The 23,894-nt window shown below is 60.8% G+C and carries 20 protein-coding genes; 9 read left to right on the top strand and 11 right to left on the bottom strand.

The window, feature by feature from the left end; translation table 11 throughout:
* Nucleotides 1-210: 210 nt before the first annotated feature.
* The 4 genes from RSF91_RS02670 to RSF91_RS02655 all read right to left on the bottom strand — a co-directional run bounded on the left by RSF91_RS02670 (nucleotide 211) and on the right by RSF91_RS02655 (nucleotide 4,299).
* Nucleotides 211-1,182, bottom strand: a complete 972-nt coding sequence (locus RSF91_RS02670; protein WP_332566954.1) for a quinone oxidoreductase family protein — start codon at nucleotides 1,180-1,182, stop codon at nucleotides 211-213.
* A 107-nt stretch (nucleotides 1,183-1,289) separates the two neighbouring features.
* Nucleotides 1,290-2,258, bottom strand: coding sequence for a Bug family tripartite tricarboxylate transporter substrate binding protein (locus RSF91_RS02665; protein WP_332566953.1), 969 nt, complete (start codon nucleotides 2,256-2,258; stop codon nucleotides 1,290-1,292).
* Nucleotides 2,259-2,275: 17 nt separating this feature from the next.
* The gene (locus RSF91_RS02660) at nucleotides 2,276-3,334 is read right to left on the bottom strand and encodes a 3-keto-5-aminohexanoate cleavage protein (protein ID WP_332566952.1); all 1,059 of its coding nucleotides are present in this window, start codon (nucleotides 3,332-3,334) and stop codon (nucleotides 2,276-2,278) included.
* 116 nt (nucleotides 3,335-3,450) lie between these two features.
* Nucleotides 3,451-4,299: a TauD/TfdA dioxygenase family protein gene (locus RSF91_RS02655; RefSeq protein ID WP_332566951.1), complete on the bottom strand. Its 849-nt coding sequence runs from the start codon at nucleotides 4,297-4,299 to the stop codon at nucleotides 3,451-3,453.
* 156 nt (nucleotides 4,300-4,455) lie between these two features.
* Here RSF91_RS02655 and RSF91_RS02650 point away from each other — a divergent pair, with 156 nt between their 5' ends.
* Nucleotides 4,456-5,490 carry an AraC family transcriptional regulator gene (locus tag RSF91_RS02650; protein WP_332566950.1) on the top strand — a complete coding sequence of 345 codons (1,035 nt, stop codon included), beginning with the start codon at nucleotides 4,456-4,458 and terminating at the stop codon, nucleotides 5,488-5,490.
* On the opposite strand, the gene RSF91_RS02645 is transcribed toward RSF91_RS02650, so the two are convergent.
* Both RSF91_RS02645 and RSF91_RS02640 read right to left on the bottom strand, forming a co-directional pair.
* Nucleotides 5,477-6,688 carry a M20 aminoacylase family protein gene (locus RSF91_RS02645; RefSeq protein ID WP_332566949.1) on the bottom strand — a complete coding sequence of 404 codons (1,212 nt, stop codon included), beginning with the start codon at nucleotides 6,686-6,688 and terminating at the stop codon, nucleotides 5,477-5,479. The genes RSF91_RS02650 and RSF91_RS02645 overlap by 14 nt on opposite strands.
* Nucleotides 6,689-6,772: 84 nt before the next feature.
* The gene (locus RSF91_RS02640; RefSeq protein WP_332566948.1) at nucleotides 6,773-7,933 is read right to left on the bottom strand and encodes an ABC transporter substrate-binding protein; all 1,161 of its coding nucleotides are present in this window, start codon (nucleotides 7,931-7,933) and stop codon (nucleotides 6,773-6,775) included.
* A 155-nt stretch (nucleotides 7,934-8,088) separates the two neighbouring features.
* Between RSF91_RS02640 and RSF91_RS02635 the strand changes: the two genes are divergently transcribed.
* Both RSF91_RS02635 and RSF91_RS02630 read left to right on the top strand, forming a co-directional pair.
* On the top strand, nucleotides 8,089-10,146 hold the full coding sequence (locus tag RSF91_RS02635; RefSeq protein ID WP_332566947.1) for a molybdopterin-containing oxidoreductase family protein: 2,058 nt from the start codon (nucleotides 8,089-8,091) through the stop codon (nucleotides 10,144-10,146).
* 141 nt (nucleotides 10,147-10,287) lie between these two features.
* On the top strand, nucleotides 10,288-11,874 hold the full coding sequence (locus RSF91_RS02630; protein ID WP_332566946.1) for a sensor domain-containing diguanylate cyclase: 1,587 nt from the start codon (nucleotides 10,288-10,290) through the stop codon (nucleotides 11,872-11,874).
* 115 nt (nucleotides 11,875-11,989) lie between these two features.
* On the opposite strand, the gene RSF91_RS02625 is transcribed toward RSF91_RS02630, so the two are convergent.
* The 3 genes from RSF91_RS02625 to RSF91_RS02615 all read right to left on the bottom strand — a co-directional run bounded on the left by RSF91_RS02625 (nucleotide 11,990) and on the right by RSF91_RS02615 (nucleotide 15,238).
* Entirely contained in the window at nucleotides 11,990-12,964 is a 975-nt protein-coding gene (locus RSF91_RS02625; protein WP_332566945.1) for a Bug family tripartite tricarboxylate transporter substrate binding protein, read from the bottom strand.
* 98 nt (nucleotides 12,965-13,062) lie between these two features.
* Nucleotides 13,063-14,154 (bottom strand): TraB/GumN family protein, encoded by a 1,092-nt coding sequence (locus RSF91_RS02620; protein WP_332566944.1) that lies wholly within the window; start codon nucleotides 14,152-14,154, stop codon nucleotides 13,063-13,065.
* A 16-nt stretch (nucleotides 14,155-14,170) separates the two neighbouring features.
* Nucleotides 14,171-15,238, bottom strand: coding sequence for a fumarylacetoacetate hydrolase family protein (locus tag RSF91_RS02615; protein WP_332566943.1), 1,068 nt, complete (start codon nucleotides 15,236-15,238; stop codon nucleotides 14,171-14,173).
* Between the two features lie 108 nt (nucleotides 15,239-15,346).
* On the opposite strand from RSF91_RS02615, the gene RSF91_RS02610 reads away from it, so the two are divergent.
* The 3 genes from RSF91_RS02610 (at nucleotide 15,347) to RSF91_RS02600 (ending at nucleotide 17,923) form a co-directional block, all read left to right on the top strand.
* Entirely contained in the window at nucleotides 15,347-16,138 is a 792-nt protein-coding gene (locus RSF91_RS02610) for an IclR family transcriptional regulator (protein WP_332566942.1), read from the top strand.
* Nucleotides 16,139-16,165: 27 nt separating this feature from the next.
* The gene (locus RSF91_RS02605) at nucleotides 16,166-17,335 is read left to right on the top strand and encodes a DUF3108 domain-containing protein (protein WP_332566941.1); all 1,170 of its coding nucleotides are present in this window, start codon (nucleotides 16,166-16,168) and stop codon (nucleotides 17,333-17,335) included.
* A gap of 288 nt (nucleotides 17,336-17,623) precedes the next feature.
* On the top strand, nucleotides 17,624-17,923 hold the full coding sequence (locus tag RSF91_RS02600; RefSeq protein WP_099735499.1) for a BTH_I0359 family protein: 300 nt from the start codon (nucleotides 17,624-17,626) through the stop codon (nucleotides 17,921-17,923).
* 82 nt (nucleotides 17,924-18,005) lie between these two features.
* Here RSF91_RS02600 and RSF91_RS02595 read toward each other — a convergent pair whose 3' ends face one another.
* A complete protein-coding gene (locus RSF91_RS02595) occupies nucleotides 18,006-18,227 on the bottom strand; it encodes a hypothetical protein (protein ID WP_332566940.1) in 222 nt (73 codons plus the stop codon).
* Nucleotides 18,228-18,424: 197 nt separating this feature from the next.
* Between RSF91_RS02595 and RSF91_RS02590 the strand changes: the two genes are divergently transcribed.
* Entirely contained in the window at nucleotides 18,425-19,318 is an 894-nt protein-coding gene (locus RSF91_RS02590) for a ChaN family lipoprotein (protein ID WP_332566939.1), read from the top strand.
* A gap of 31 nt (nucleotides 19,319-19,349) precedes the next feature.
* Here RSF91_RS02590 and RSF91_RS02585 read toward each other — a convergent pair whose 3' ends face one another.
* Nucleotides 19,350-22,067: a sensor domain-containing protein gene (locus RSF91_RS02585; RefSeq protein WP_332566938.1), complete on the bottom strand. Its 2,718-nt coding sequence runs from the start codon at nucleotides 22,065-22,067 to the stop codon at nucleotides 19,350-19,352.
* Nucleotides 22,068-22,118: 51 nt separating this feature from the next.
* Between RSF91_RS02585 and purU the strand changes: the two genes are divergently transcribed.
* Both purU and RSF91_RS02575 read left to right on the top strand, forming a co-directional pair.
* Complete coding sequence (gene purU, locus RSF91_RS02580; RefSeq protein WP_332566937.1) at nucleotides 22,119-22,967, top strand: formyltetrahydrofolate deformylase; 849 nt, start codon at nucleotides 22,119-22,121, stop codon at nucleotides 22,965-22,967.
* 23 nt (nucleotides 22,968-22,990) lie between these two features.
* On the top strand, nucleotides 22,991-23,893 hold the full coding sequence (locus RSF91_RS02575) for a LysR substrate-binding domain-containing protein (RefSeq protein WP_332566936.1): 903 nt from the start codon (nucleotides 22,991-22,993) through the stop codon (nucleotides 23,891-23,893).
* Nucleotide 23,894: the final 1 nt, after the last annotated feature.

Here is a 23,894-nt window from a genome sequence, read left to right as displayed (position 1 = left end):
GAAATCACTCTAAAAAAGGAAGACTTCAGCTCTTGTGCAGTTGATGCCATCCATTGCTTATTTGGCGCCACTCACCCAAGGTGAATTCCCTAGGAATGTCGCCGCATTGCATGAGCACTGTCTTTAAACAAAAAATGCCAGCGCTTGGAATTAAGCGCTGGCACAGGTCTCTGCAATGGCTTTAAAAGCCTTGCATTTTCACCACGCAGTTCACGGCACGAGCACGGTAGAGCCCATGGTCTTGCGCGACTCCAGGACGCGATGGGCTTGCGCAGCATCGGCCAGCGCAAACTCTTGCTGAGGCTCGCTGACGATACGCCCCGCCAGCACGTGATCGAACAGCTCTGCAGCCATGTCCAGCATATGCGAGCGAGGCTGGATGTAATGCATCATGGCCGGCCTTGTCATCCAGATCGAGCCTTTGGCAGCCAGCAGCGAAGAGTCCACGACGACAGGTCCGGAGGATGTGCCATTGCTGACCAATGACCCACGTGGCTGCAGACAATCGAGCGAGTCCATCAGGGTGTCCTTGCCCACCGAGTCATAGACCACGGGAACCCCTTTGCCACCCGTGATGTCCTTGACCCGCTCGACGATGCTTTCGCGCGAAGTCACGATGGTGTGCGTGCACCCGTTCGCCTTGGCCAGTGCGGCTTTTTCATCCGTGCTGACGGTGCCAATCATGGTCACACCCATGGCGCGAGCCCATTGGCAGGCAATCAGGCCGACGCCGCCGGCAGCCGCGTGATAAAGAATGGTCTCGCCGCCCTTGAGCGGATAAACCTGACGGAACAGATACTGCGCCGTCATCCCCTTCATCATGAGCGTGGCTGCACTACGGTCAGAGATACCCTCAGGCAGCGGGATCAGGACTTCAGCCGGCATGACTCGCACTTGTGAATAAGCGCCTTGCGGGCCGATCAGATAGCCGACGCGATCACCGACCTGGATATCCGTCACGCCCAGCCCCACCGCCTCGACCACACCCACTGCATCCGAGCCCAGGCCGTTTGGCAATGCCAGCGGGTAACGCCCAGTGCGAAAGTACACATCGATGAAATTGAGCGCGATATAGGTATGCCGCACGCGCGCCTGACCGGGGCCGGGGTCGCCCACCTCAACGGTTTCCAGCCGCAGAACTTCTGGGCCGCCAGTCTCATGAAAGCGGATGGCCTGAGTCATGGAATGCTCCTGTTTTTATCGTTCACAACGAGATGCAGCAAGCGCTGCAAAGCAAAAATCCGGGCACCCTCAATGACAGGCATGCCCGGACTGGGTAGCAAGCAACTTCAGTTCAGCTTGATGCCAAAGTTCTTGACGATCTCGCCGTTGCGGTTGTATTCCGCCTGCAGCTCCGTAGACAGCTGCTCCAGCGTTCGCTCCTGCTTGATAGGCTCGAAGCCGGTGGACACATAGCGCGCCTGCACCGCCTGGCTGGCATTGACCTTCTGCAGGGTGGCGTTGATCTTCTCCATCAGCGGCTGAGGTGTCTTGGCTGATGCAAACACGCCCGCCCAGTTGCTGAAATCAAGCTCCGGATAGCCCAGTTCAGCCATCGTCGGAACATTGGGGTAGTCAGGCAGACGACTCTTGTAAGCCACGGCCAGCAGCTTGACCTTGCCACTGGGCACCAGAGGTTTGGTGGTCACCGAGCCATCGAACATCAGCGGAATCTGGTTGCCCATGACTTGCGCCAGCGCTGGGGATGAACCAGGAAACGGCACATGCTGCATGTCCAGCCCTGCCTTCTGATTCAAGATCGCCCCCGCGTACTGCGACGCCGTCCCCTGGCTATAGGAGGCAAAAGAAAGCTGACCCGGGTGTGCCTTCACATAGGCAATGGCCTCCTTAGCATCCTTGGCGGGGAACTGAGGTGACGCAATGAAGACCATGACCGAGCGCGCCATCTGCGAGACGGGCCGGACATCCTTCATGGCATCAAAGCCTCCTTTGAGCACATGGGGCACCTCGGTCAGGATGTTGGTCACCGTCACCAGCAAGGTATTGCCATCGGCAGGCTGCGCGAGCATGTATTTGACCGCCAGAGCGCCACCAGCACCGGGGCGGTTTTCCACCACCACGGGCTGCTTGATTTCATGCGCCAGCTGATCGCTGATGATGCGCGCAAACACATCAATCGTGCCGCCCGGCGGGGCCGGAACAATGAGCTTGATGGGTTTATCGGTGAACGCGAGGGCACTGCCAACCGGCAAAGCGGCAGCCAGAGCCATGGATAAAAGAACTGGAATGCGTTGCATCATGTGCTCCTTTGAACTCAGGCAACCTTGCGCAGAAAGCCCTGCTGGCCGCCATTGCGGTTGGGGGCAAAGCCGTTCTTCTCCAGCGTTTCTTCCACGCTGTCATAGAACACGCCGATCTGGCACATCTCGCGTGCTTGCTGCGGCGTAGCGATGGGGCGGCTGAACTCTTTGGCAATGCGCACCAGCTGCTCGATCTGCGCCACAGTGCCCATTTTTTCCGTGCGGGTCTGGTTCCACAGGTTGTCTTCGGTACCGCAACGCACATGCAAGCCCATGGCAATGCCCATCACGTTGATCGGCAACACATTGAGCACCGAACTTTCCACCGTCAGCACCGCCCCATCAGGCACGGCGCGCACAAAGTGGGCCAGGCTGTAGATATTGGGTGCGTCCATACCACCGCCAATCGCCACCCAGTTCATCACCAGCGGTCCCTTGTAGATGCCTCGACGCATCAGGCGCTCTACAGATTCAAAGCTATTGATGTTGTAGCACTGGAAGGCGCTCTGGATACCGGCTTCGCTCAGGCGACGAATATGCTCTTCGGCCCAGCCGGGCTGAGCCGGCACTGTCATTTCCTTGTAGGCATTGAAGATGGCCGGGTCTTCCATTGAGGTGCCCTGGATGTCGCGCACATCAAACTGCTCAAGCACGTTCATTTGCGAGGTGTTGATGGTCACCGTCACCTGATCGGGCTTGGGGTCCAGTTCGGCCAGCATATGACGCGTGTCGTCGCTCAGCCACTTGGCGGCTGCACCGTCGCTCTCTGGCGCAAAACTGATGGAGCCGCCGACCTGGATGATCATCTCGGGTACACGGGCACGCACCCCGGCAATCAGCTCGTTGAACTTGGACAGGCGTTTGCTGCCGCGACCATCCAGCTCACGCACATGCAGATGCAGCACCTGGGCACCAGCGTTGTAGCAGTCCACCGCTTTCTGAATCTGCTCTTCCATGGTGACCGCGATCTCACCGGGAAAGTCCGATGGCAGCCAGGATGGTGCGTAGGGTGCGGCCGTGATGATCAGGGGTTGCTGGTTTTCAGGGAACAGGTGGCCGTCGAGAAAATTCATGGTGTTGTCTCCGTTGTTATATGAAAGTCATGCTCGCACTCAGAGCCGTGCGCACAGCTCTGGATACATCGTTGCCCGGCCGGGGTCTACGCCTTGCCTCGGGCTCTCTTTGATGTTCAGTAAGTGGGCGTGCCGATGATTCCGGCACGTTCCATCTTGCGATGGCTGGGCGGGTAGTCCATCACCGCGTAATGCTGTGTTGCCCGGTTGTCCCAGATGGCAATGCTGTCGGGCTCCCAGCGCCAGCGCACCTGGTATTCCGGAATTGAGGCCTGGTTGATCAGGTACTGCAGCAGGCTGGAGGCCCCCTGCGTGAAGTCCTGACCCACACGCACATTGGCGGGCGTGTGAAAGTTGGTGAAATGGGTGGCAAAACCGCTGACAAAAAGCACTTTCTCGCCCGTCTCTGGATGCGTGCGCACCACCGGATGCTCTGCGTCCGGAAACTGTGCCTTGAGAGCCAGGCGTTTCTCCATCGGCATCGCCGCACCAAAGGTGGACTCAATGCTGTGGCGTGCCCTCAGTGGTGCAATCACCTCCTTGATATGCGGAGGCAGCATCTCGTAGGCCAGTGCCATATTTGCCCACATGGTGTCGCCGCCAACGGGAGGACACTCGACACAGCGCAGCACACAGCCCATGGGCGGCACCTCGCGCCAGGTGGCATCGCAGTGCCAGGAGTTTTCGTAGCGGTCGTTGGGCTTGTCCGGCGTCTTGTAGATCTGCACCAGGCCAGGGTGCTCCGGGTCGCTGCCTACCACCGGGTGGTCCTCCAGCTGACCAAAGCGCTGCGCGAAGGCCACATGCTCGCCGCGGCTGATTTTCTGGCGCCGCAAAAACAGTACTTTGTGCTTAAGCAAGGCTGCCTTGATCGCCGAGAAAAGTCCTTCATCGCGTACTGCGTCTGCCAGCTGCACATCAGCCAGTTCCGCACCGATAGCACAGGTCAGAGGGTTTATCCGCATAACTGTCTCCTACACTTTTTTGAATCCAGGCTTTTGCTAGTCTCTGCCGCCCGGTAAGTCCACTGTAGAAAACCTGTGTCACATAGGTTGTGCATTTCATGCCTCACGCTATGCATCTCATGCCAGAATTTCACTGCCTTTTTGCGTGGAGCAGTCATGGTCACTTTTGTGCGTGCGGCATCTCTGACGAATTTTTCAGAACTTCTCAGTGAACTGGGTGGAGACCCTGATGCCGCACTGCGACGTGCAGGCCTGCGCCCCTCCATGGTGAGCGAGCAAGATCAATTGATTGATGTTCTGGTCGCCGGGCGACTGCTGGAAGATGCGGCCGCTGCGACGGGTTGCACGAATTTCGGGCTGCGCATGGCCCAATCGCGCCAGGTCTCCAACTTCGGCATCGTGAGTCTTTTGCTGCTGCACCAGCCCACGCTGCGCAAGGTGCTGAGCACGCTGATCGAGCATGTGCACCTGCTCAATGAATCGCTGATGATTCACATGGATGAGGAGAACGGCGTCGTGGTCCTGCGCGAGGAGTTCACTTTGCCCGAGAATTTTCCTCAATCGATGGAGCTGGCAATTGGCGTGCTGTTTCGCACCTGCAATCTGCTGATGCACGAGCGCTGGCGCCCCCAGCGCGTCAGCTTCAGTCACACCACGCCGCGTGATATCAGCTTGCACAAGCAAATGTTCGGCTGCCGTGTGGAGTTCGACGCAGACTTCAACGGGATTGTGTTTCGCACCGAAGACCTGGACGCACACAACCCCATGGCAGACCTCGTGCTGGTGCGCTATGCCCAATCCATTGTGGATGCAACCCAGCAGGGCCGCCAGGCCTCCATCGCCCAGCGCGTGCGCAAGGCGATCTACCTCATGCTGCCCTCAGGCAATGCGACTTGCATCTGCGTGGCTCAAGGCCTGGGGCGCAGCGTGCGGACCCTGCAACGCGAGCTTGACGGTGAAGGTTTCAGCTTTACCGATCTACTGGTTGAAGTTCGCTATGACTTGGCACAACGCTATGTGCGCAACCCGGAGTACTCCGTCGGCCAGATCGCATCCATGCTGGGCTACAACAGCCACAGCGCCTTCACGCGCTGGTTCAGCACTCTCTTTGACTGCCCGCCCGAAGTCTGGCGTGAAAAAAACCTGCCTCCGGGCAAACTCCAGCGGACAGAAGCAATCAACCGCGCGTAGGCTGCTCCAGCCAGCGCTGTGCCAGCTTGACCCAGAAGGTGGCGCCCAGCGGGATCAGCTCGTCATTGAAGTCATAGCTGGGGTTGTGCAGCGTGCAGGGACCGCCGCCGTGGCCCAGCGCGCGGTGGTCGCCGTCACCGTTGGCGATAAAGCAGTAGGCGCCGGGCTTTTCCAGCAGCATGAAGGCAAAGTCTTCTGCGCCCATGGATGGCTCCTGCGGCACCACACCGGCATCACCCAGAATCTCACGCATCACGTTTTGCGCAAATTCGGCCTCGGGGGCAGTGTTGATGGTGGGCGGGTAGTTGCGCACAAACTCAAACGTGCATTGCGTGCCGTGGGCGGCGCACAGCGATTCGCTGATCTGCTTCATGCGCTGCTCGATCAGGTCCAGCACCTCCAGCGAGAAGGTGCGCACCGTGCCTTGCAGCTCTACGCTGTCGGGCACAACGTTGGTAGCTTCGCCCGCATGAATCATGGTGACGGAGATCACGCCTGCTTCAATCGGCTTCACGTTGCGGCTGACGATGGTCTGAAATGCCATGATGAGCTGGGCCGCCACGGGCACCGGATCCACCACCATGTGCGGCATGGCGGCGTGACCGCCCTTGCCCCGCACCACGATCTTGAATTCATTGCTGGAGGCCATGGCCGGGCCTGCGCCCACGGCCATGGTTCCGGCCTTCATGCCGGGCCAGTTGTGCATGCCATACACGGCCTGCATGGGGAACTGGGTAAACAGGCCGTCATTGACCATCTCACGCGCGCCGCCGCCGCCTTCTTCTGCGGGCTGGAAGATGGCGTAGACCGTACCTTCAAAGCTGTCGCGATGGGCCGCCAGATATTGCGCAGCGGCCAGCAGCATGGCCGTGTGGCCGTCGTGGCCGCAGGCGTGCATCTTGCCCGCGTGGCGGCTGGCATGCTCAAAAGTGTTGAACTCCTGCATGGGCAAGGCGTCCATATCAGCACGCAGGCCAATAGCGCGGCCATTCTTGCCGCCATCGCGGCCGTGGATGATGCCTACAACCCCGGTCTTTCCCAAACCGCGATGGGTGGGAATACCCCATTGATCCAACTTGTCAGCGACCAGATCGGAGGTGCGAATTTCCTCAAAACACAGCTCCGGGTGGGCATGAATATCGCGGCGCAGGGCGGCAATGTCAGGGGCGCTTTTTTGAAGTTCGGGCAGCAGGGCCATGCGCTCTCTCCTTGGGGTCATCATTGGCAAAAACAATATGATGACCCAAAGCAAGAGAGGCTGTGCCCTCGCTGCATCAAAGCCTCAAACTCTCGCCTTGCCGTCGCTTGTGAGCATGGACAGCTCCACAAAACCCGGCTTGCCCGCCTGAGGGCGGAAAGCGATGGGGAAACCGGCAACCTGCTGGCCGTTCAGGGCCTCAAGCGCCGCCACCAGGCCGTCGCGCTGCAGGCGACCAGCGGCAGCGGCAGACTTCAGCGCCTCGCCGACAACACGGGCGGCCAGATAACCTTCCATGCTCGAGTAATTGGGCTGCAATGACGCGCCGTTTTTCTGTAATGCCGCCTGAAACTCGCGCGCCAGAGGATGAGATGTCTTAAAGGGCGATGGCACGACCTGGGTCACCACTACGCCCTCTGCCTCCTTGCCCAAAGCCTGAGCCAGCGCCGAGGTCCCCACAAACGACACGTTGTAGAACTGACCGCCGTAACCAGCCTGGCGCGCAGCGCGCACAAAGGCGGCGCTGGCCGCATAAGTGCCCACCTGCACGATCACATCCGCGCCCAGCGGCACCAATGTCTTGATCGCCTTGCTCACATCCTCAGAGTTGCGCTCCACGGTGGCGGCTCCCACTGGCTTGAGACCGTGACTTTGCAGCGCCTTCGTCACACCATCCAGACCCGACTGGCCGTAGGCATCGTTTTGATGAAACACCGCGATCTTCTTGAGTCCCAGCGAGACCAGCTGCTTGACCATGAGAGCGGTTTCATCAGCATAAGAGGCGCGCAGATTGAAGACCATCTGCGCCAGCTTAGGGTCACGCAAACCGGCGCCACCCGTCAGCGGCGCAATCAGCGGCACCTTGGCTTTTTGCAGCAAGGGCAGTGCCGCCATGCTGGTCGGCGTGCCAAGATAACCAAACAGGGCCATCACGTCATCGGCCAGAAATTTCTGCGTATTGGCCACGCAGCGCTCGGGCTCATAGCCGTCATCCAGCGTGCGCAGCTCTACCTGACGGCGGCCAACACCACCCTGCGCATTGAGTTGCTTGAAGTAGAGCTGGGCACCCTGCGAAAACTGAGTACCCAGCTGCGCAGAAGGCCCTGTCAGTGCGCAGGACTGGCCCAGCACGATGGGACCACCGGCCTCTTGCGCATAAGCATTCACGCCCCAGACTCCGGCAGCCACACCTGCCGTGGCAGTCACAAATTGACGACGATTCCATCCCATTCGTTGCTCTTGCATTGCTCTCGCTCTCTTTACTGGCTACTTACTGCTACGGGCTTGATTCACCCGCTCCTGGCATGCTGCATTCACATTTTTTAACATTCATGCGAGTCGCATAATAGGCTGACAAAGCGGTTTTTCCGCGAATTGCTCCTGTTTTTCGAGCTCATAACATGCCCCACATCGCTCAAGTACGCGGCGCCTGCCCGCATGACTGCCCGGACACCTGCGCCCTCATCACCACCGTCGCAGACGGCACGGCTATCAAGGTCCAGGGCAACGCAGAACACGCACACACCAGTGGCGTTCTCTGCGCCAAGGTCAGCAAGTACACAGAGCGCACTTACCACGCAGGCCGCGTGCTGCAGCCGCTCAAGCGCAGCGGCCCCAAGGGCAGCGGCCAGTTCACGCCCGTCAGCTGGGACGAAGCCCTGGCCGACATTGCCCAGCGCCTGCACCACATTGCGCAGCACAACCCCGAGGCGATTCTTCCCTACAGCTACGCCGGAACCATGGGTCTGGTGCAGAGCGAAAGCATGGACCGGCGCTTTTTTCACCAACTGGGTGCCAGCCTGCTGGACCGCACCATCTGCGCCAGCGCCGGCAGCGAAGCGCTCACCCACACCTATGGAGGCAAGCTTGGCATGCGGGTGGAGTTTTTTGCCGAGAGCCAGCTCATCCTGATCTGGGGCAGCAACAGCATTGCCAGCAATCTGCATTTCTGGCGCTATGCGCAAGAGGCCAAGCGCAACGGCGCCAAACTGATCTGCATAGACCCACGCAAGAGCGAAACCGCCGACAAATGCCACGAGCATCTGCAACTGCTACCCGGCACCGATGCCGCGCTGGCACTGGCGCTGATGCATGAGCTGATCGTCAACAACTGGCTGGATCACGACTATCTGGCGCAATACACGCAAGGCTGGGATGCTCTCAAAGCCAGAGCACTGCAGTGGCCACCAGAGCGTGCTGCTCAGGTATGCGGGCTGACGGTGGAGCAGATTCAGTCGCTAGCCCGCGACTACGGCACCACCAAGCCAGCAGCCATTCGCCTCAACTACGGCATGCAGCGCGTGCGCGGCGGCGGCAATGCGGTGCGAGCCATTGCCTGCCTGCCCGCCTTGATTGGTGCCTGGCGCAACCGTGCCGGTGGCCTGCTGCTATCGAGCTCAGGCGTATCGCCCTTCCACCGGCCTGCAGTGCAGATGCCCCAGCTGCTGGGCCAGCGCAGGCCGCGCACGCTGAACATGAGCCAGATTGGCGATGTGCTGCTGCATGAGGGCGATGCCCAGTTTGGCCCGCAGGTACAAGCCGTGGTCGTCTACAACAGCAACCCCGTGGCCGTGGCACCGGAGTCTGCCAAAGTAGCCGCCGGTTTTGCACGTGAAGACCTGTTTACCGTGGTGCTTGAGCATTTCATGACCGACACGGCAGACCACGCCGACTATGTGCTGCCCGCCACCACCCAGCTGGAGCATTGGGACATTCACGGCAGCTACGGCCACACCGATGTGCTGCTCAACCGCCCCGCCATTGCGCCCGAGGGTCAGGCCCGCAGCAACGGGCAGATCTTCCGCGACCTGGCCTCCCACATGGCCAGACACGACCCCGCCTTTGCCGCAGCCCATTTTTCAGAATCAGATGAGGCTCTATGCCGCGCAGCCGTTGCGCATACAGCTATTGATTTTGAAGAGTTGATGGAGCGCGGCTTTGCGCATATTCCGCTGCCCGATGCGCCGTTTGCTGAAGGGAACTTTGCCACCCCATCAGGCAAGTGCGAGTTTGACAATCCGGCACTGGCCAAGCTGGGCATCAACACCCTGCCCGACTATCTGCCCAATTACGAGCCACCCACGGCCGACTACCCGCTGGCCATGATCTCGCCGCCCGCGCGCAATTTTCTCAACAGCACGTTTGCCAATGTGGCCAGTCTGGCCCGCATGGAAGATAAGCCCATGCTGGAGATGCACCCTGACGACGCCGCCCTGCGCGGTATTGCCGACGGTGACCAGCTGCGCGTCTTCAATGATCGTGGCGAGCATGTCTGCCACGCCAGTCTCAACGGCCGCGCACGTCTGGGGCTGGTGGTGGGGCTGGGCATCTGGTGGCGCAAGCATGGGGCCAACGGCACTAATGTGAACGAATTGACACACCAGAAGCTCACCGACATTGGCCGTGCGCCCTGCTTTTACGACTGTGCCGTGCAGGTTCAGCGCATAGGGCCTGCCTGACATGCCCCCCATCGTTGTTGACCATGAGCCGGACTCTGGCCCGAAGAACCATAATGCGGACAAGTACTCCATGAACATGTGACCGGGGACTGCCTGCCTGAAGCATAGAAACATGGCCGCCCCGCCACCGCAAAAAACACAGTGAAGAAATCCACCTCTTGGCGCCGCAGCCTTGCGCCCTCCCGGCTTGACCTGCGGCGTCTGATCCTCGCGCTGACCATCGCCAGCGCGCTGATTCCGTTTATCAACACCTTCTACGCCGGCTATCTGGTGCAGCGCCAGCAGTTGATAGACACCACACTGGAAGGCCACCACGCCTACGCGACCAAGCTAGCCAAGAGCACGGACGATTTTCTGCAGTCCGCCCTGCAGCAACTGGCGTACAGCGCCCAGCTCATGGTCCCTCACATGAAGGACACCGGGTACCTGACCCAGGAAGCCCATCGCCTGCGCCTGCAGACCAAAAGCTTCAACTCCGTCACCATCATCGACCCCACGGGTTATGTGCTGGCCACCTCACCCGAAACCTTGCAAATCAAGGGCAAGACGCTGCAAAGCGCAGGGGTGGTGGAAACGCTGGCCAAGCGCGGCCCGGTGGTCAGCCAACCTTATTTGTCCACCACTGGTAACTACATCGTCTTTATCTCGCAGCCCATTTTTAGCGATGTCGGGCAATACCTGGGTGCCGTGGGCGGCAGTGTCTACCTCAAGGAAGACAATATTCTCGACACCCTGCTGGGCTCGCACTTCTACCAGGACGGCACCTACGTCTATGTGGTGGACAAGAACAAGCACATCATCTACCACCCCGACAGCCATCGCGTAGGCGACACAGTGATCAACAACGACGCCATCAACGCCGTGATCAAGGGGGAATCAGGCACAGCCCCCGTATTCAACAGCAAGGGCATTGAAATGCTGGCGGGCTACGCCATCATTCCCGCCTCCGGCTGGGGTATCGTGGCCCAGCGCCCCAAAGCCACCACGCTGGCACCGCTCAACAAGCTGATGCGCGCCGTGCTCTACAAAACGCTGCCCATTGCACTGGTCATGCTGATCGTCATCTGGTGGAGCGCACGCCGCATTGCCAGCCCGCTGCGACAGCTGGCGAATGGCGCACACGATATGGACAAGCCCGAGACAGCGCAGAACATTCAGGCCGTCAAGTCCTGGTACTTTGAGTCTCATGAGCTGAAAAAAGCCATGCTCAAGGGTCTGAACCTGCTTCAGCGCAACATCACCAAGCTGCGCGAGGACGTCAACACCGACCCGCTGACCGGGCTGGGAAACCGCCGCCACCTTGAGGCTGCCGTCACCGCCTTCCAGGCGCAGGAACTCGCCTTCTCCGTCATCGCTATCGATATCGACCACTTCAAGCGCATCAACGACAGCTTTGGTCATGACACCGGTGATGAAGTCCTGCGCCAGCTTGCCCGCACCATGCGCGAAGTCTCGCGTGCCGACGACGTCGCCTGCCGCGTGGGCGGTGAAGAATTTCTGCTGCTGCTGCCCGGCGCGCCGTTGGAAGCCGCAGCCAATGCCGCCGAGCGCCTGCGCCAGCTGGTCGAGGATATGGAGATTCCACAGGTCGGCCACATCACCATTTCTCTGGGTGTGGCGCACTGGCCAGACAGCGATTCGAACATCAAGACCGTTTTCCTGCAGGCCGACACCATGCTCTATGCCGCCAAAAATGAAGGGCGCAACCGGGTGATGGTTCAAGCCTGATAGCCCAACACTCAAATTTCATAGCTGGCAGCGCTTTCTGCACAGGCGTCAACCAGTATTTGAAATGCAAAAAGGCCCGGTCATTCCGGGCCTTTTTTGGCAATGAGAGCGACCTTCAGTCCAGCTTCACGCCGGCAGTCTTGATGACTTCACCCCAGCGCTTGGCTTCGGCGCGGGCCAGCTGGTGAAATTGCTCAGGCGTGCCGGGCAGCGCGTCCATTCCGAAGTCAGCCATGCGCTTGACCACATCGGGGGAGCTCAGGGCCTTTTGCAAATCGCCGTTGATGCGCTGCACCACCGCTGGCGGCATGCCCTTGGGGCCCAGAATGCCCTGGAAGGCATAGACCTCGGAGTCCTTCAGACCCAGCTCGGCCAGCGTAGGCACATTGGGCAGGTTGGGCACGCGCTTGGCAGTGCCAATGGCCAGGGCTCGCACCTTGCCGGACTGAATCACGGGCAGACCCGAGGCCAGGTCCAGGAACATGCAAGGCACTTGCCCGCCCATCACATCGGCCACGGCGGGCGCCGCGCCCTTGTAGGGAATGTGGGTCAGGCTGGTGCCGGTGCGGTTCTTGAACAGCTCCATGGCCAGATGGTGGGGTGAGCCATTGCCGGGCGAGGCGTAATTGAGCTTGCCGGGATTGGCCTTGGCATAGGCCAGAAATTCCTTGAAATCCTTGGCTTCAAACGCAGGGTTCACTACGAGCGCCATAGGGAAGCGGCTGATGCCACCCACATAGGTGAAGTCTTTGTCGGGGTTGAACGGCAGCTTGCTGAACAGGTGCTCGTTAAAGGCGAGGATGGCGTTGTCCGCCGACATGATGGTGTAGCCATCGGGCTTGGCCGAGGCCACCATCTGGCCGCCAATATTGGTCGAGGCACCGGGGCGGTTGTCTACCACGATGGTCTGATTCAGGCTCTTGCGCATGGCTTCGGCCACGGTGCGGGCCAGCACATCGGTGCCGCCACCCGGTGGGTAAGGCACAACCCAGCGCACGGGGTTGGCAGGCCATTCCTGCGCCATGGCGAAGGGGGATGCTCCCGCAGCCGAAGTGGCAGCCACAGCAGCCAGAAATTGTCGACGATCCATCATTTGTCTCCTTAGGTTTATGTTTGGGGCGATGAAATCTTGTACTGTCTTCGCAAGGCCGCTTGCTCTAATTTATTCATAGCAACCTGCGCTTTTCTTTATTCGGTTTTCATAGGTTTTGACGGTTTTTTCTGCAATGGCAATGGCGTGAACTCCACCCGTTCAACCCGGTAGCCCTTCTGACGCAGCAGCTCGGGCAAGCCCATAGGCCCCACCATGTGCAGCGCACCTACGGCAGCAAACACCGTTTTGTCTTGTTGAAGCAGCGCCGCAATGCCGTCGGCCATGCCGGGGTTACGGCCATCAATCATGCGTTTGAGCTGGGCGCGCTCGCGTTCGGTATTGGCGCAATCGCACCATTCGGCATAGTTCTCCAGCTTGCGCGCATTGCCGCTGGCCCAAACCTGCGCCAGCAGTTGCAGCATCTCGGGCGCCATGCCATCTTCCAGCTGCTTGAGCCCGTCATCCACGGTTTCGGCGATCTCGACGGGGTCATCGGACACCAGCTCATTGAGCTGGGTCTGCACTGCCTCCAGCCCTGTGATGGGCTTTCCCAGCGCATAGGCCATGCCCGCCAGCATGACATCTACGCCGTACTCCGCATTCAGCCCTTGCCGGCTGCCAGTCTTGGCCAGCAGGCCCAGAATCTGCGCTTCGGGCCGCAGCCGCACCAGGTCTTCGGCACAAGCCAGCGTGAGCTGCCGGTTCAGTCGCTGGCTCAAGTCTGCAGACAGCGGCGGCGCATCAGCACGCGCCTTCAGGCCTTCGGCCAGTGCTTTGCCCACCTCCGGGTCCAGAAGATTCAACTCCAGCGCCAGTTGATCTGCGCCCTGCACGGCACGCACAATGCTGCGCCCCGGCATCATCCATTCGCGCTTGCCCACGTGCATGGTTCCGTAAAGCCAGCTGGCACGCGCGCCATCACTTTGGCTATCCGTCACGCGCCAGAGCAGGCCTCTGTCCTGCGCCTGTGCGGCCAGCGCTTTCATCTCAGCCTGTGTCGGCATCGCGGGCTTGGCCGGGCAAATCACAGCAGCTTGCGCTGTGCTGCTGGCCTTGCTGCCAGTTTTCACGCCATGGGCAGGCGATGCCGCCAGAACCAGGCCAGAAGTCAGCGCAGCGGCCAACGCCAGAAAGCGGCGAGCCAACGGTGAGCAAACAGGCTTGGGGGTCAGCATTCGGGCAGCCATCAGCGTTGCAGCCAAGTTAGACCTTGGAAGTGTCGACTGCAGCGCTTTCTGGAGCCGCATCATTGCCACCGGGCGGTGCAATGTTCTGGTCGATAGCGCCAAAAATGCTCTGACCGTCCTTGCCCTTCATCTCGATTCGAATGGTGTCGCCAAACTGCATGAACTCGGTCTTGGGCGCGCCGTCCTGAATGGTCTCGATACAGCGCTTTTCAGCGATGCAGCTATAGCCCTTGGGCCATTCCATGCGCTTATTCTTGCCGCTGCCAGTCTCCACGCCACGATTGCTCACCGTACCGCTGCCCACGATGGAGCCGGCGCGCACATTACGTGTCTTGCAGATATGGGCAATCAGCTGGCCGAAGTGGAACGTCATGTCCTCGCCCGCATCGCACATGCCGACCTTGCGGCCATTCCAGGTTGATTGCAGCGTCAGGTGCAGACGACCACCCTTCCAGGCATCGCCCAGCTCGTCCAGCGTCACGGCCACGGGGCTGAACGCCGTCGCTGGTTTGCTCTGGAAGAAGCCGAACCCCTTGGCCAGTTCATTGGGAATCAGGTTGCGCAGGCTGACGTCGTTGACGAGCATGACCAGGCGAATATCGTTCAGCGCATCTTTGGCATCCGTACCCATGGGCACATCGCCGGTGATGACGGCAATCTCGGCCTCGAAATCGATACCCATGGCCGTGCTGGGCACGATCACATCGTCGCAGGGACCGATGAAGTCATCGCTGCCGCCCTGGTACATCAGCGGGTCACTGTAGAAGTTGGCGGGCACCTCGGCGTTGCGCGCCTTGCGCACCAGCTCTACGTGGTTGATATAGGCCGAGCCATCGGCCCACTGGTAAGCACGTGGCAGCGGCGCCATGCAGCGCTGCGGGTCAAACGGGAAGGCGTGGCGCGCCTTGCCATGATTGAGTTCATGCGACAAATCCTGCAACTGGGGAGCCATATAGCTCCAGTCATCCAGCACTTGCTGCATGCGGTTGGCAATGCCAGTGGCATAGCAGGCCTGACTCAGGTCGCGCGACACCACGACCAACTGCCCATCACGCGAGCCATCCTTGTACGTTGCCAGCTTCATGCTCTATCCCTCTGCTTTGCTTGCGTTGCTGGCACAATGCCTGACAACGCTAGCCAAAATTACGATTGGTTAAATTGATTTAACTAAACAAAACACGATTCTATTGCAATGGATAAGGAACGCGCAGGGATTCAGTCGGTCGAAGTGGGTTTCTCCCTAGTCGAAGCTCTGGCGCAAGCCAGCGGCCCGCTGATGCTGAAAGATGTTGCCGCAGCCGCAGGCATGAGTGCGGCCAAGGCTCACCGCTATCTGGTGAGCTTTCAGCGCATCGGTCTGGTCAGTCAGGACGAGCGCAACTCGCGCTATGACCTAGGACCAGCAGCACTTCAAATCGGCCTGGCCTCGCTGGCCCGGCTCGACCCTGTGCGTCTGGCCCGAGAACGCATTCCCGGCTTGCTGGACACCCTCAACCACACGCTGGCGATTGCCGTCTGGGGCAATCACGGCCCCACCATCGTGCACTGGGAAGAGTCGGCGCAGTCCGTCACCGCCAATCTGCGTCTGGGTGATGTGATGCCCATTCTGGCCTCGGCCACAGGCCGCTGCTTTGGCGCATGGCTGCCGCGCGAAATCACCGCGCCGCTGCTGGAGCCCGAGCTGGAACGCGCCCGCAAGGCCAAGCGCCAAGACCTGCCGCTGACCGAAGAAGCCGTTGCCGCCATGCTGACCGAGGTGCGCGAGCGCGGCACGGCCCGCGTGGTCGATACCGTGCTGCCCGGCATCGTGGCCTTTTGTGTACCGGTCTTCGATGCATCGGGACATATCGTGCTGGGCCTGATGACCCTGGGCTCGCTGGCGACTTTCGACCCCGAATATGGTGGAGCCATTGACGCGCCGCTGCAGGCCGCCGCACGCCAGCTCTCCAGTGATCTGGGCTGGCGCGCCACCGCCGGCGAATAATCCACTCCCAGCCAATCCCCACAGCCCATGGGCCGCACCACTCAGCCACGCAAAATCCTGTTGCCCGTCACCGGCGCGGTGCTGGTGGCCCATGCACTGGCGCTATGGGGTCTGCCCAAGCTCAACCCACCCAAGCCCGCAGATGCGCCCATCGTGATGGAGACACGCATGGTGGAAGCGGCTCCGCCACCGCCCACGTCCAAGCCACCCACTCCCAAGCCGCCTGCGCCTGAACCGGCCGCCCCAGCGCCCCAACCCACCAAGCCACGGCCTGCGCCAAGGCCAGCCGCTCCAGCACCGGCTCCTGCGCCCGCCCCTGCAGATCCAGAATCTGAGTCAAATCAGCCTCCAGCCCAAGATACGCAAGCGCAACAAGCGCCCGAAACAGAAGCACCCGCAGAAGCCCCGGCCCCGGCAACACCACCCGTACCACCGCCAGCCCCCGAGCCCGCTGCCGAGCAGCCTGAAACCAATGGCGCAGACACCGCCCGCCCGCTTCAGGTCACCCCCGCAAGCGGTGTGCCGCTGCCGCCGGGCACGGTGCTGCCCGTTTCCCTGCCCAACTCAGCCACGCTTGAGTTCAATGCCTCCGGTCAGGTCAAAGGCTTTCAGTACTCGGCCGGTGCCCAGCTGCAGTGGCAGCATGACGGCCAGTACTATCAGGCGCGCCAGTCCATCAGCATGTTTTTGATGGGCGAGCGCTCTCAGACCAGCGAGGGCCTGATTACGCCCAGCGGCCTGCAGCCCCTCAACTTCAGCGACAAGGGGCGCAAAACCCAGTCCGCCAGCTTTGACGTAGCCAGCGGCAAGGCCCATTTCAGCGGCGGCACGGCCGATGCGGCGATTGCCGACGGCATACAAGACCGCCTCAGCGTGTTTCTGCAACTCTCCGCCCTCATGGCGGCTGACCCCAGCAAATACCCGCCCGGCACACTGATCGAGATAACCGCCAGCAGCGCCCGCGCAGCAGCCCGCTGGCAGTTCCGCGTGGGTGCGACTGAGGCGCTGGATTTGCCGTTTGGCAGCGTCATGGCGCTGCGGCTAGACAAGTTGCCCGGCAAAAGCGGCAACGACCAGCGCGGCGCCGTCTGGCTGGCTCCAGCCATGCAATACCTGCCCGTGCGCATCAAACTCTCGCAGGGACAGGATGACTTTGTGGACCTGCAGCTCAAAAAATACGCGCCTGCGCCGCAATAGCCGCAAAGCCTCTGGCTCCTGACGTAAACCCCGAGCCCGCATCAGATCAAGCACTCACACCCAGAGCTGGACAAGGCCCGCCGCCTGCAAGCCCAAGAGCCTCACGCTGGCGTGCCGCCCAAAGCGCGGCCTACCACAGCAGGCGAAAGCCGGGCCTGCACAGCGCGGCCTAATCCATGGAATACTGTGATCAAGTGCCAAGAGCAGGCATTTCCAGCTTGAAATGCGGCACCCTGTCGCCATATCCATGGCAGGCATGCTCATAACGGAAATGAAAGGGGGATCACCATGCAAATGCTTTACGACTCGGAATCCTTTGCGGTGCTCCATCTGCGTCCAGACATGGAGGCAGACGTTCCGGCAGGCACTGCCCCGGCCGCAACAGAGCGAAAGCACCAACTGCCCCGCCACGGCTTTGAAATTGTGGACAAGCGCTCGGGCAAAGAGGTGTACCTCGATGGCTCCTGGGCCGAAATGTTCCAAAAGACCATCTTGGCCTGGCAGCAAGACGCCCCCACTGAAGAAGAGGTAGAGGAAACGCTGGACAAATACACCGGCCTCGCCCAGCAGCCAGTCATCATTCACTGAGCGATCCGCCTCAAAACAAAAGCCACTCCATCACTTGAGTGGCTTTTTTCATGGTTTGCGCAGATGCAGAAAGCGCTTCCAGCTATGCTTTTCGCAGCTCCTGCAGCGCCCAGAGCAGAAGCCCACCCAGCGCCATACTCACTGCAAAACCCAGCACCAGCCAGTAGCCCCAGTCGACACCCAGTTCAGGACAATGAATCTCACATTGCGCGTTGTGCTGCCAGGCCATCCACATCAGTGCGCCGCCCAGCAAGCCGCCAAGGCTCAGGCTGATGAAGCTGCAGGTTCGCCAGTGCTTTTTCATCAGCACATTATGTGTTTTGCGCGCTGAAGTCCTCGATAAAGTGGCGCTTACGCAGAACAGCAGCCCGCCAAGGCCTGACAATAGCTAGGAGGCAGCGGCCAACACCGCTGCCTCGCGTCAAATTTCGGTGGGCAAAGCCGGTGCGATTTTCTGAGGTACGAAGCCATGCCCCGTCTTTCAAAACAGGACAGGTCAATATGTGGACTTCTTCGCAGGCACTTCAACGCCCTTTTTTCAAACCGCTGGCTAAGCCTCTCATTCTTGCCACCGCCTTGCTGCTGGGCGGCTGCGCCCATCAGAGCCCATCTCTGACTAGCGATGCCCAATGGCAGCAAACGCTGGTGCAATGGTCAGGTGCGCCCGCCATCTTGCTGGGCGAGCAGCATGACCAGACATCGCACCACCAGTGGGAGGCTGCCACTGTGCGCCACCTGGCAGCGCAGGGGCAACTGGCCGCTTTGGTGATTGAGATGGCCCCAGCCGGCGGCGATACCCGCGCCCTGCAGCCCGGCGCCAGCGATGAAGAGGTGAAAACCGCGCTGCTGTGGGCGCAGGGCGGCGGCCCCGGTGGCTGGCCTTGGAAGGACTATGGCACCATGGTGATGGCCGCCGTGCAGGCTGGCGTGCCCGTGATGGGCGGCAACCTGCCCCGCGCCCAGATGAAGCAGGCCATGGGCGATGCCCGCTATGACAGCCACCTGCCCGCCGCAGGCTGGCAGCTGCAGCTGGACGCCATCAAGGAAGGCCATTGCGGCCTGCTACCCGAGTCTCAATTCGCCCCCATGGCGCGCATTCAGCTGGCGCGCGATGAATCCATGGCCAAGGTAAGCACTGCTGCGCACAAACTGGCCAAGCCCGGCCAGACCGTGCTGCTGGTGGCAGGCCGTGGCCATGTACGCAGCGATATTGGCGTGCCTACCTGGTTGGCTTCTGACTTCAAGCCCAAAGTGGCCATAGCGCAATCAGATAAATCGCAAGTAGCTATTAATATGAAAGCAGACAAGCTGCTGACGCTGCCGGGTACGGCCTCTAAAGATCACTGCGCAGAGTTAGGCGAGCAGTGGAAGAACAGGGCTGCACCCAAGCCCTGATTCCACGAATTAGCGCATCGGCGGCTGACGTTCAAATCACCACAGAGTCCTCAGCCGCAGCGATCTCTACCAGCGGCAGGCCGTCACGCGCCTTCTCCAGCAGACGCGTGAAGTCTTCCGCCGGAACGGGGCGGCTGTAGAAGTAGCCCTGAAAGTAGTCGCAGCCTTTTTCCTGCAAAAACGCCAGCTGCTCGCGCGTTTCAACCCCCTCAGCCAGCACTTTCAGGCCCATGGCGTGGCCCAGTGCGATGACTGAGCTGCTGATGGTCATGTCGTCCGCGCTGTTGGGAATGTCGCGGATAAAGCCTTGGTCGATCTTGAGAAGATCGAGCGGAAAACGCTTGAGGTGAGCCAGCGACGAATAGCCAGTGCCAAAGTCATCAATGGCCAGACGCAGGCCCAGATCACGCAGGCGGGTGAGCACGGTCAGCGCGTCTTCAGGCTTTTCGGCCAGCGCACTTTCGGTGATTTCAAGCTCCAGAAACTCCGCCGGAAAGCATGACTCCGCCAGCACCTGGTTCGTCGCGCCCACCAGATCGGTGAGCAGAAACTGGTGCAACGAGACATTCACGGCAATCGTCAGGTCGGGCAGGCCCGCAGTGCGCCATTGCTGGCCCTGCCGGCAAGCCTCGCCCAGCACCCACAAGCCCAGCGGGCCGATGACGCCCGAGCTTTCAGCCACCGGAATAAAGCGCGCCGGGGAAATCAGGCCTTCTTCAGGGTCCAGCCAGCGCAGCAGTGCCTCTGCTCCCATCAGGCGGCCGGTCTGCAGATCAATCTGCGGCTGGTAGTACAGGCGCATATGACCCAGATCCAGCGCACGGCGCAGGCGCGCCTCCAGCTCAAGGCGCTCGCGCGCGGCCTGCGTCATGTCTTCATGGAAGAAGCACCATGCATTGGAGCCTCGGCTCTTGGCCCCATACACCGCGGCATGGGCGCCTTGCAGCAATTCCTCGGCAGTCTTCGCATGCTCGGGGTACAGGCAAATACCAGCGCTCACGCTGACCACCACAGACAGGCCATCTGGCGTCGTCCACGGTTTGCCCGCAGCAGCCATCAAACGCTCGGTCACTTCTATGGCGGCTTGACGGCCAGAGAGGGAGTTCGCCACCACACACAGCTCATCCCCAGCCAGTCGGCCAATGATGTCGCCGCTGCGCAAGGCGGCCTGCATCTGATGCGATACATGCCTGAGCACCTCGTCGCCAATGGAGTGACCGTAGCTGTCGTTCACGTCCTTGAAGCGGTCAATATTGAAGAGAATCACCCCCATGCCAGCGCCTGTGAGCTGGCTGTCCGCCAGCGCATTGCCCAGCATCAGGCTGAACTGCGAGCGATTGGGCAGACCGGTCAGCACATCACGGTGCGCGAGAAACTCCAGCTGCTGCTCACGCGCCTTCTCGGCCGAGATGTCGGTGAACATACAGACGTAATGGGTGACATGATCATTGGCATCCTTGACCGCGCTCAGCGACATGCGCTCGGGGAAGACTTCCCCGTTCTTGCGGCGGTTCCAGATCTCCCCCTGCCAGTGGCCATGGGAGCGCATTCTTGCCCACATGGTGTCGTAGAACGCCTTGTCGTGACGGCCGGACTTGAACATGCGCGGGGTCTGGCCCAGCATTTCTTCTTCAGAAAAGCCCAGCAGACGCGTGAATGAGTGGTTGACCGAGAGAATGCGGCTGTACGCATCGGTCACCACCACGCCCTCGATGGTGTTTTCCACCACGGTGGATGCAAGTCGGCGGCGCTCATCGGCCTCGCGGCTGGCGGTTTGGTCAGACAGCAGGCCGGAAATGCGCAGCAATCGGCCATCCGCATCTTTATGGGCCTGACCACGGGCGCGAAACCAGCGGTACATGCCATCAAAACACAGCAGCCGCGCCGTCAGCACCAGCATGCTGCCCTGCTCCAGAGCCTGATCCACCTGCAGCCGTGCCGCAGCCGCATCTTCGGGGTGCAGGCGCTGATAGAAGTCAAAGTCCGCAGCCAGGTCCTGACCTTGATACTTCAGCAAGGCGCCCATGCCTGAAGAGAAGTTCAGGCGCAACGCCAGCGCATCCCATTCCCAGACGCCATTACCGCTGCCTTCCAGCGCCATGCGCAGCATGGTTTCACTGCGCACCATGGCATTGCGCGCGTTCACCATCTCGCTCAAATCTTGCAGCACACAGACCAAGGCCACCGGCCCGTCCACGCCAGAGGACGCCACGCGACTGGTGGTACATAGCACAGGCGTGACCTTGCCGGTAGTGGCATTGACGCAGGTGCGCAAAGCCTGGTAATAGTTGGTACTGCCGTCGAGCAGGCGTTCAAGCTGCAGGGCGATTTCTTCCTTGTCGTCAGCGAGCACCAGCGCGCGAAAGTCCTGACCGCGCAGAGATTCCACGCTGCAGCCCAGCCAGCCTGCCAGCTTGGCATTGGCCCAGGCAATTTTGCCGCCGCCCAGGTGCACGCGGGCCATACCGGCCGGTGCGTAACGCACGATCAGCTCCAGCTCCTGCGCCGTTTCCCGGCTGCGCTGGTCCGCTTGCCGCTTGCGCTGCATGAACCACAGCGCCACCAGCGCAGTCACCAGCAACCAAACTATGAACAGGCCTATCTGCCAACGCAGCGACTGGCGATTGAGCGATACCGCAAAATAGTCAAGCACGCTTGCCTGAGCGCCCAACCACATCATTCCCGCACACACATAGAGGGTGACGATCACCCAGGGTGTGAGGCGAGAATGGCCTCCCTCGCTTTTCATGAATTTCCTTTGTCCGCAGGGTCCTCGCCTTGCTGCGACAATCGCCGAGCTATGACCCAAGCCTATATTTTGACTTTATCTTGCCCAGATCGACTGGGCCTGGTGCATGCCGTTTCGGGCTTTTTGCTCGAACAAGGCGGCAATATTGAAGAAGCAGCCCAGTACAACGACACGGTGACTGGCCTGTTTTTCATGCGCGTGCAGTTTGCCTGTGACAGCAAGGACCCCGCCGCTCTTAAAGCATCTGTCGCTGAATTAGCTGATCAATATCAAATGCAGTGGAGTTTGCACTCCAAAACTGAGCGGATGAAGACCGTGATCATGGTCAGCAAGGAAGGCCATTGCCTCAACGACCTGCTGTTCCGCTGGAAATCAGGTCTGCTGCCTATCGAGATCAAGGCCATCGTCAGCAATCACCGCGAGTTCTATCAACTGGCGGCCAGCTATAACATCCCCTTCCACCACATCCCTGTGACGGCAGCGACCAAGGCCCAGGCCGAAGAGCGCCAGTACGAGATCATTCAGGAAGAAGGCGCAGAGCTGGTCGTGCTGGCCCGCTACATGCAGGTGCTGTCCAACGACCTGTGCAAGAAGTTGTCTGGCCGTGCCATCAACATCCACCACAGCTTTTTGCCCAGCTTCAAGGGTGCCAAGCCTTACTACCAGGCGCATGACCGCGGCGTGAAGCTGATCGGCGCTACCGCCCACTATGTGACGGCTGACCTGGACGAAGGTCCGATCATTGAGCAGGACGTCGCCCGTGCCGACCACACCGACACGGTGGAAGACCTGACCGCCCGCGGCCGCGACACCGAAAGCCAGGTGCTGGCCCGCGCCGTGAAGTGGCACAGCGAGCGCCGCGTGATCTTGAACGGTCACAAGACCGTGGTCTTCCGCTAACCCTCAGGCTTGGGACTTTTTGCATGACCCGCAGCCCCAGCGCCTTGAACAGCATCACCGCCCGGCGCATCCCGCCGATTCAGTGCCTGCTTACTTTTGAGGCCCTGGCGCGGCTGCGTTCTGTCACGCAAACGGCAGAGGAGCTGTGCGTGACGCCCAGCGCCGTCAGCCACCGCGTCAAGCAGTTGGAGCAGATGCTGGGCGCACGCCTGTTTGGTCGGGCGGATTTTTCGCTAACCACAGACGGCATTGCCTATCTGGCCCATGTCCGCGAAGGTCTGGGCGCACTGCAGCGCTTTCCCGGCGCAGCCGCATCCCCGGGACGCAGACGCCTGAAACTGGCCGTCACCCCCACCTTTGCGCGCGTGATTCTGATCCCGCGCCTGCGCCAGTTCACCGAGGCCTACCCGGAAATCGACATTGCGCTGCAAGTCTCGATTCCGCTGCTGGACGTCATTGGTGAAGATGCCGACCTGATGGTACGTTTTGGCGCCGGTCACTATGCCGATGTGGAGCATATCGAGCTGGCCCGCGACACCATCACGCCCCTGGCATCCCCCAGTTTCATCCGGGAGCATGGCCCGTTCGAGCGACCCGAAGACTTGGAAGGCATGCCGCTGCTGCGCAGCCCGTTGGAGCCCTGGCGCACCTGGTTTGCGGCCACTGGCCTCGACATGGCCGAACCCAATGAAGGCTCGCAGTTCAACGACATTGGCCTGATGTGCGACGCCGCATCCGCCAGCATGGGCATTGCACTGGTGCGCCACAAACTGGGCGCACCCTGGCTGGAGAACGGCACGCTGGTTCGCCTGTTCGACACCGATGCCCACAGCCCGCACGCCCACTACCTGTGCTGGAAGACCGGCATCATGGACCGCTGGGAATGTGCGGCCTTTGCCGAGTGGCTTCGCAAGGCCATGAGCTGAG

Source organism: Comamonas sp., from assembly GCF_036643215.1.
Lineage (GTDB): Bacteria > Pseudomonadota > Gammaproteobacteria > Burkholderiales > Burkholderiaceae_C > Comamonas.
The sequence above is the reverse complement of the archived record's forward strand: the minus strand, read 5'-3'. Positions and strand labels throughout refer to the sequence as shown.

Excerpts from the sequence above, each read along its gene's own strand:
- RSF91_RS02585 (WP_332566938.1), bottom strand. The coding sequence starts at position 22,067 with ATGAAAAGCGAGGGAGGCCATTCTCGCCTCACACCCTGGGTGATCGTC.
- RSF91_RS02615 (WP_332566943.1), bottom strand. The coding sequence starts at position 15,238 with ATGAAGCTGGCAACGTACAAGGATGGCTCGCGTGATGGGCAGTTGGTC.
- RSF91_RS02665 (WP_332566953.1), bottom strand. The coding sequence starts at position 2,258 with ATGCAACGCATTCCAGTTCTTTTATCCATGGCTCTGGCTGCCGCTTTG.
- RSF91_RS02625 (WP_332566945.1), bottom strand. The coding sequence starts at position 12,964 with ATGGATCGTCGACAATTTCTGGCTGCTGTGGCTGCCACTTCGGCTGCG.
- purU (WP_332566937.1), top strand. The coding sequence starts at position 22,119 with ATGACCCAAGCCTATATTTTGACTTTATCTTGCCCAGATCGACTGGGC.
- RSF91_RS02610 (WP_332566942.1), top strand. The coding sequence starts at position 15,347 with ATGGATAAGGAACGCGCAGGGATTCAGTCGGTCGAAGTGGGTTTCTCC.
- RSF91_RS02635 (WP_332566947.1), top strand. The coding sequence starts at position 8,089 with ATGCCCCACATCGCTCAAGTACGCGGCGCCTGCCCGCATGACTGCCCG.
- RSF91_RS02590 (WP_332566939.1), top strand. The coding sequence starts at position 18,425 with ATGTGGACTTCTTCGCAGGCACTTCAACGCCCTTTTTTCAAACCGCTG.
- RSF91_RS02660 (WP_332566952.1), bottom strand. The coding sequence starts at position 3,334 with ATGAATTTTCTCGACGGCCACCTGTTCCCTGAAAACCAGCAACCCCTG.
- RSF91_RS02655 (WP_332566951.1), bottom strand. The coding sequence starts at position 4,299 with ATGCGGATAAACCCTCTGACCTGTGCTATCGGTGCGGAACTGGCTGAT.
- RSF91_RS02645 (WP_332566949.1), bottom strand. The coding sequence starts at position 6,688 with ATGGCCCTGCTGCCCGAACTTCAAAAAAGCGCCCCTGACATTGCCGCC.
- RSF91_RS02620 (WP_332566944.1), bottom strand. The coding sequence starts at position 14,154 with ATGGCTGCCCGAATGCTGACCCCCAAGCCTGTTTGCTCACCGTTGGCT.
- RSF91_RS02650 (WP_332566950.1), top strand. The coding sequence starts at position 4,456 with ATGGTCACTTTTGTGCGTGCGGCATCTCTGACGAATTTTTCAGAACTT.
- RSF91_RS02600 (WP_099735499.1), top strand. The coding sequence starts at position 17,624 with ATGCAAATGCTTTACGACTCGGAATCCTTTGCGGTGCTCCATCTGCGT.
- RSF91_RS02605 (WP_332566941.1), top strand. The coding sequence starts at position 16,166 with ATGGGCCGCACCACTCAGCCACGCAAAATCCTGTTGCCCGTCACCGGC.
- RSF91_RS02575 (WP_332566936.1), top strand. The coding sequence starts at position 22,991 with ATGACCCGCAGCCCCAGCGCCTTGAACAGCATCACCGCCCGGCGCATC.
- RSF91_RS02595 (WP_332566940.1), bottom strand. The coding sequence starts at position 18,227 with ATGAAAAAGCACTGGCGAACCTGCAGCTTCATCAGCCTGAGCCTTGGC.
- RSF91_RS02640 (WP_332566948.1), bottom strand. The coding sequence starts at position 7,933 with ATGCAAGAGCAACGAATGGGATGGAATCGTCGTCAATTTGTGACTGCC.
- RSF91_RS02670 (WP_332566954.1), bottom strand. The coding sequence starts at position 1,182 with ATGACTCAGGCCATCCGCTTTCATGAGACTGGCGGCCCAGAAGTTCTG.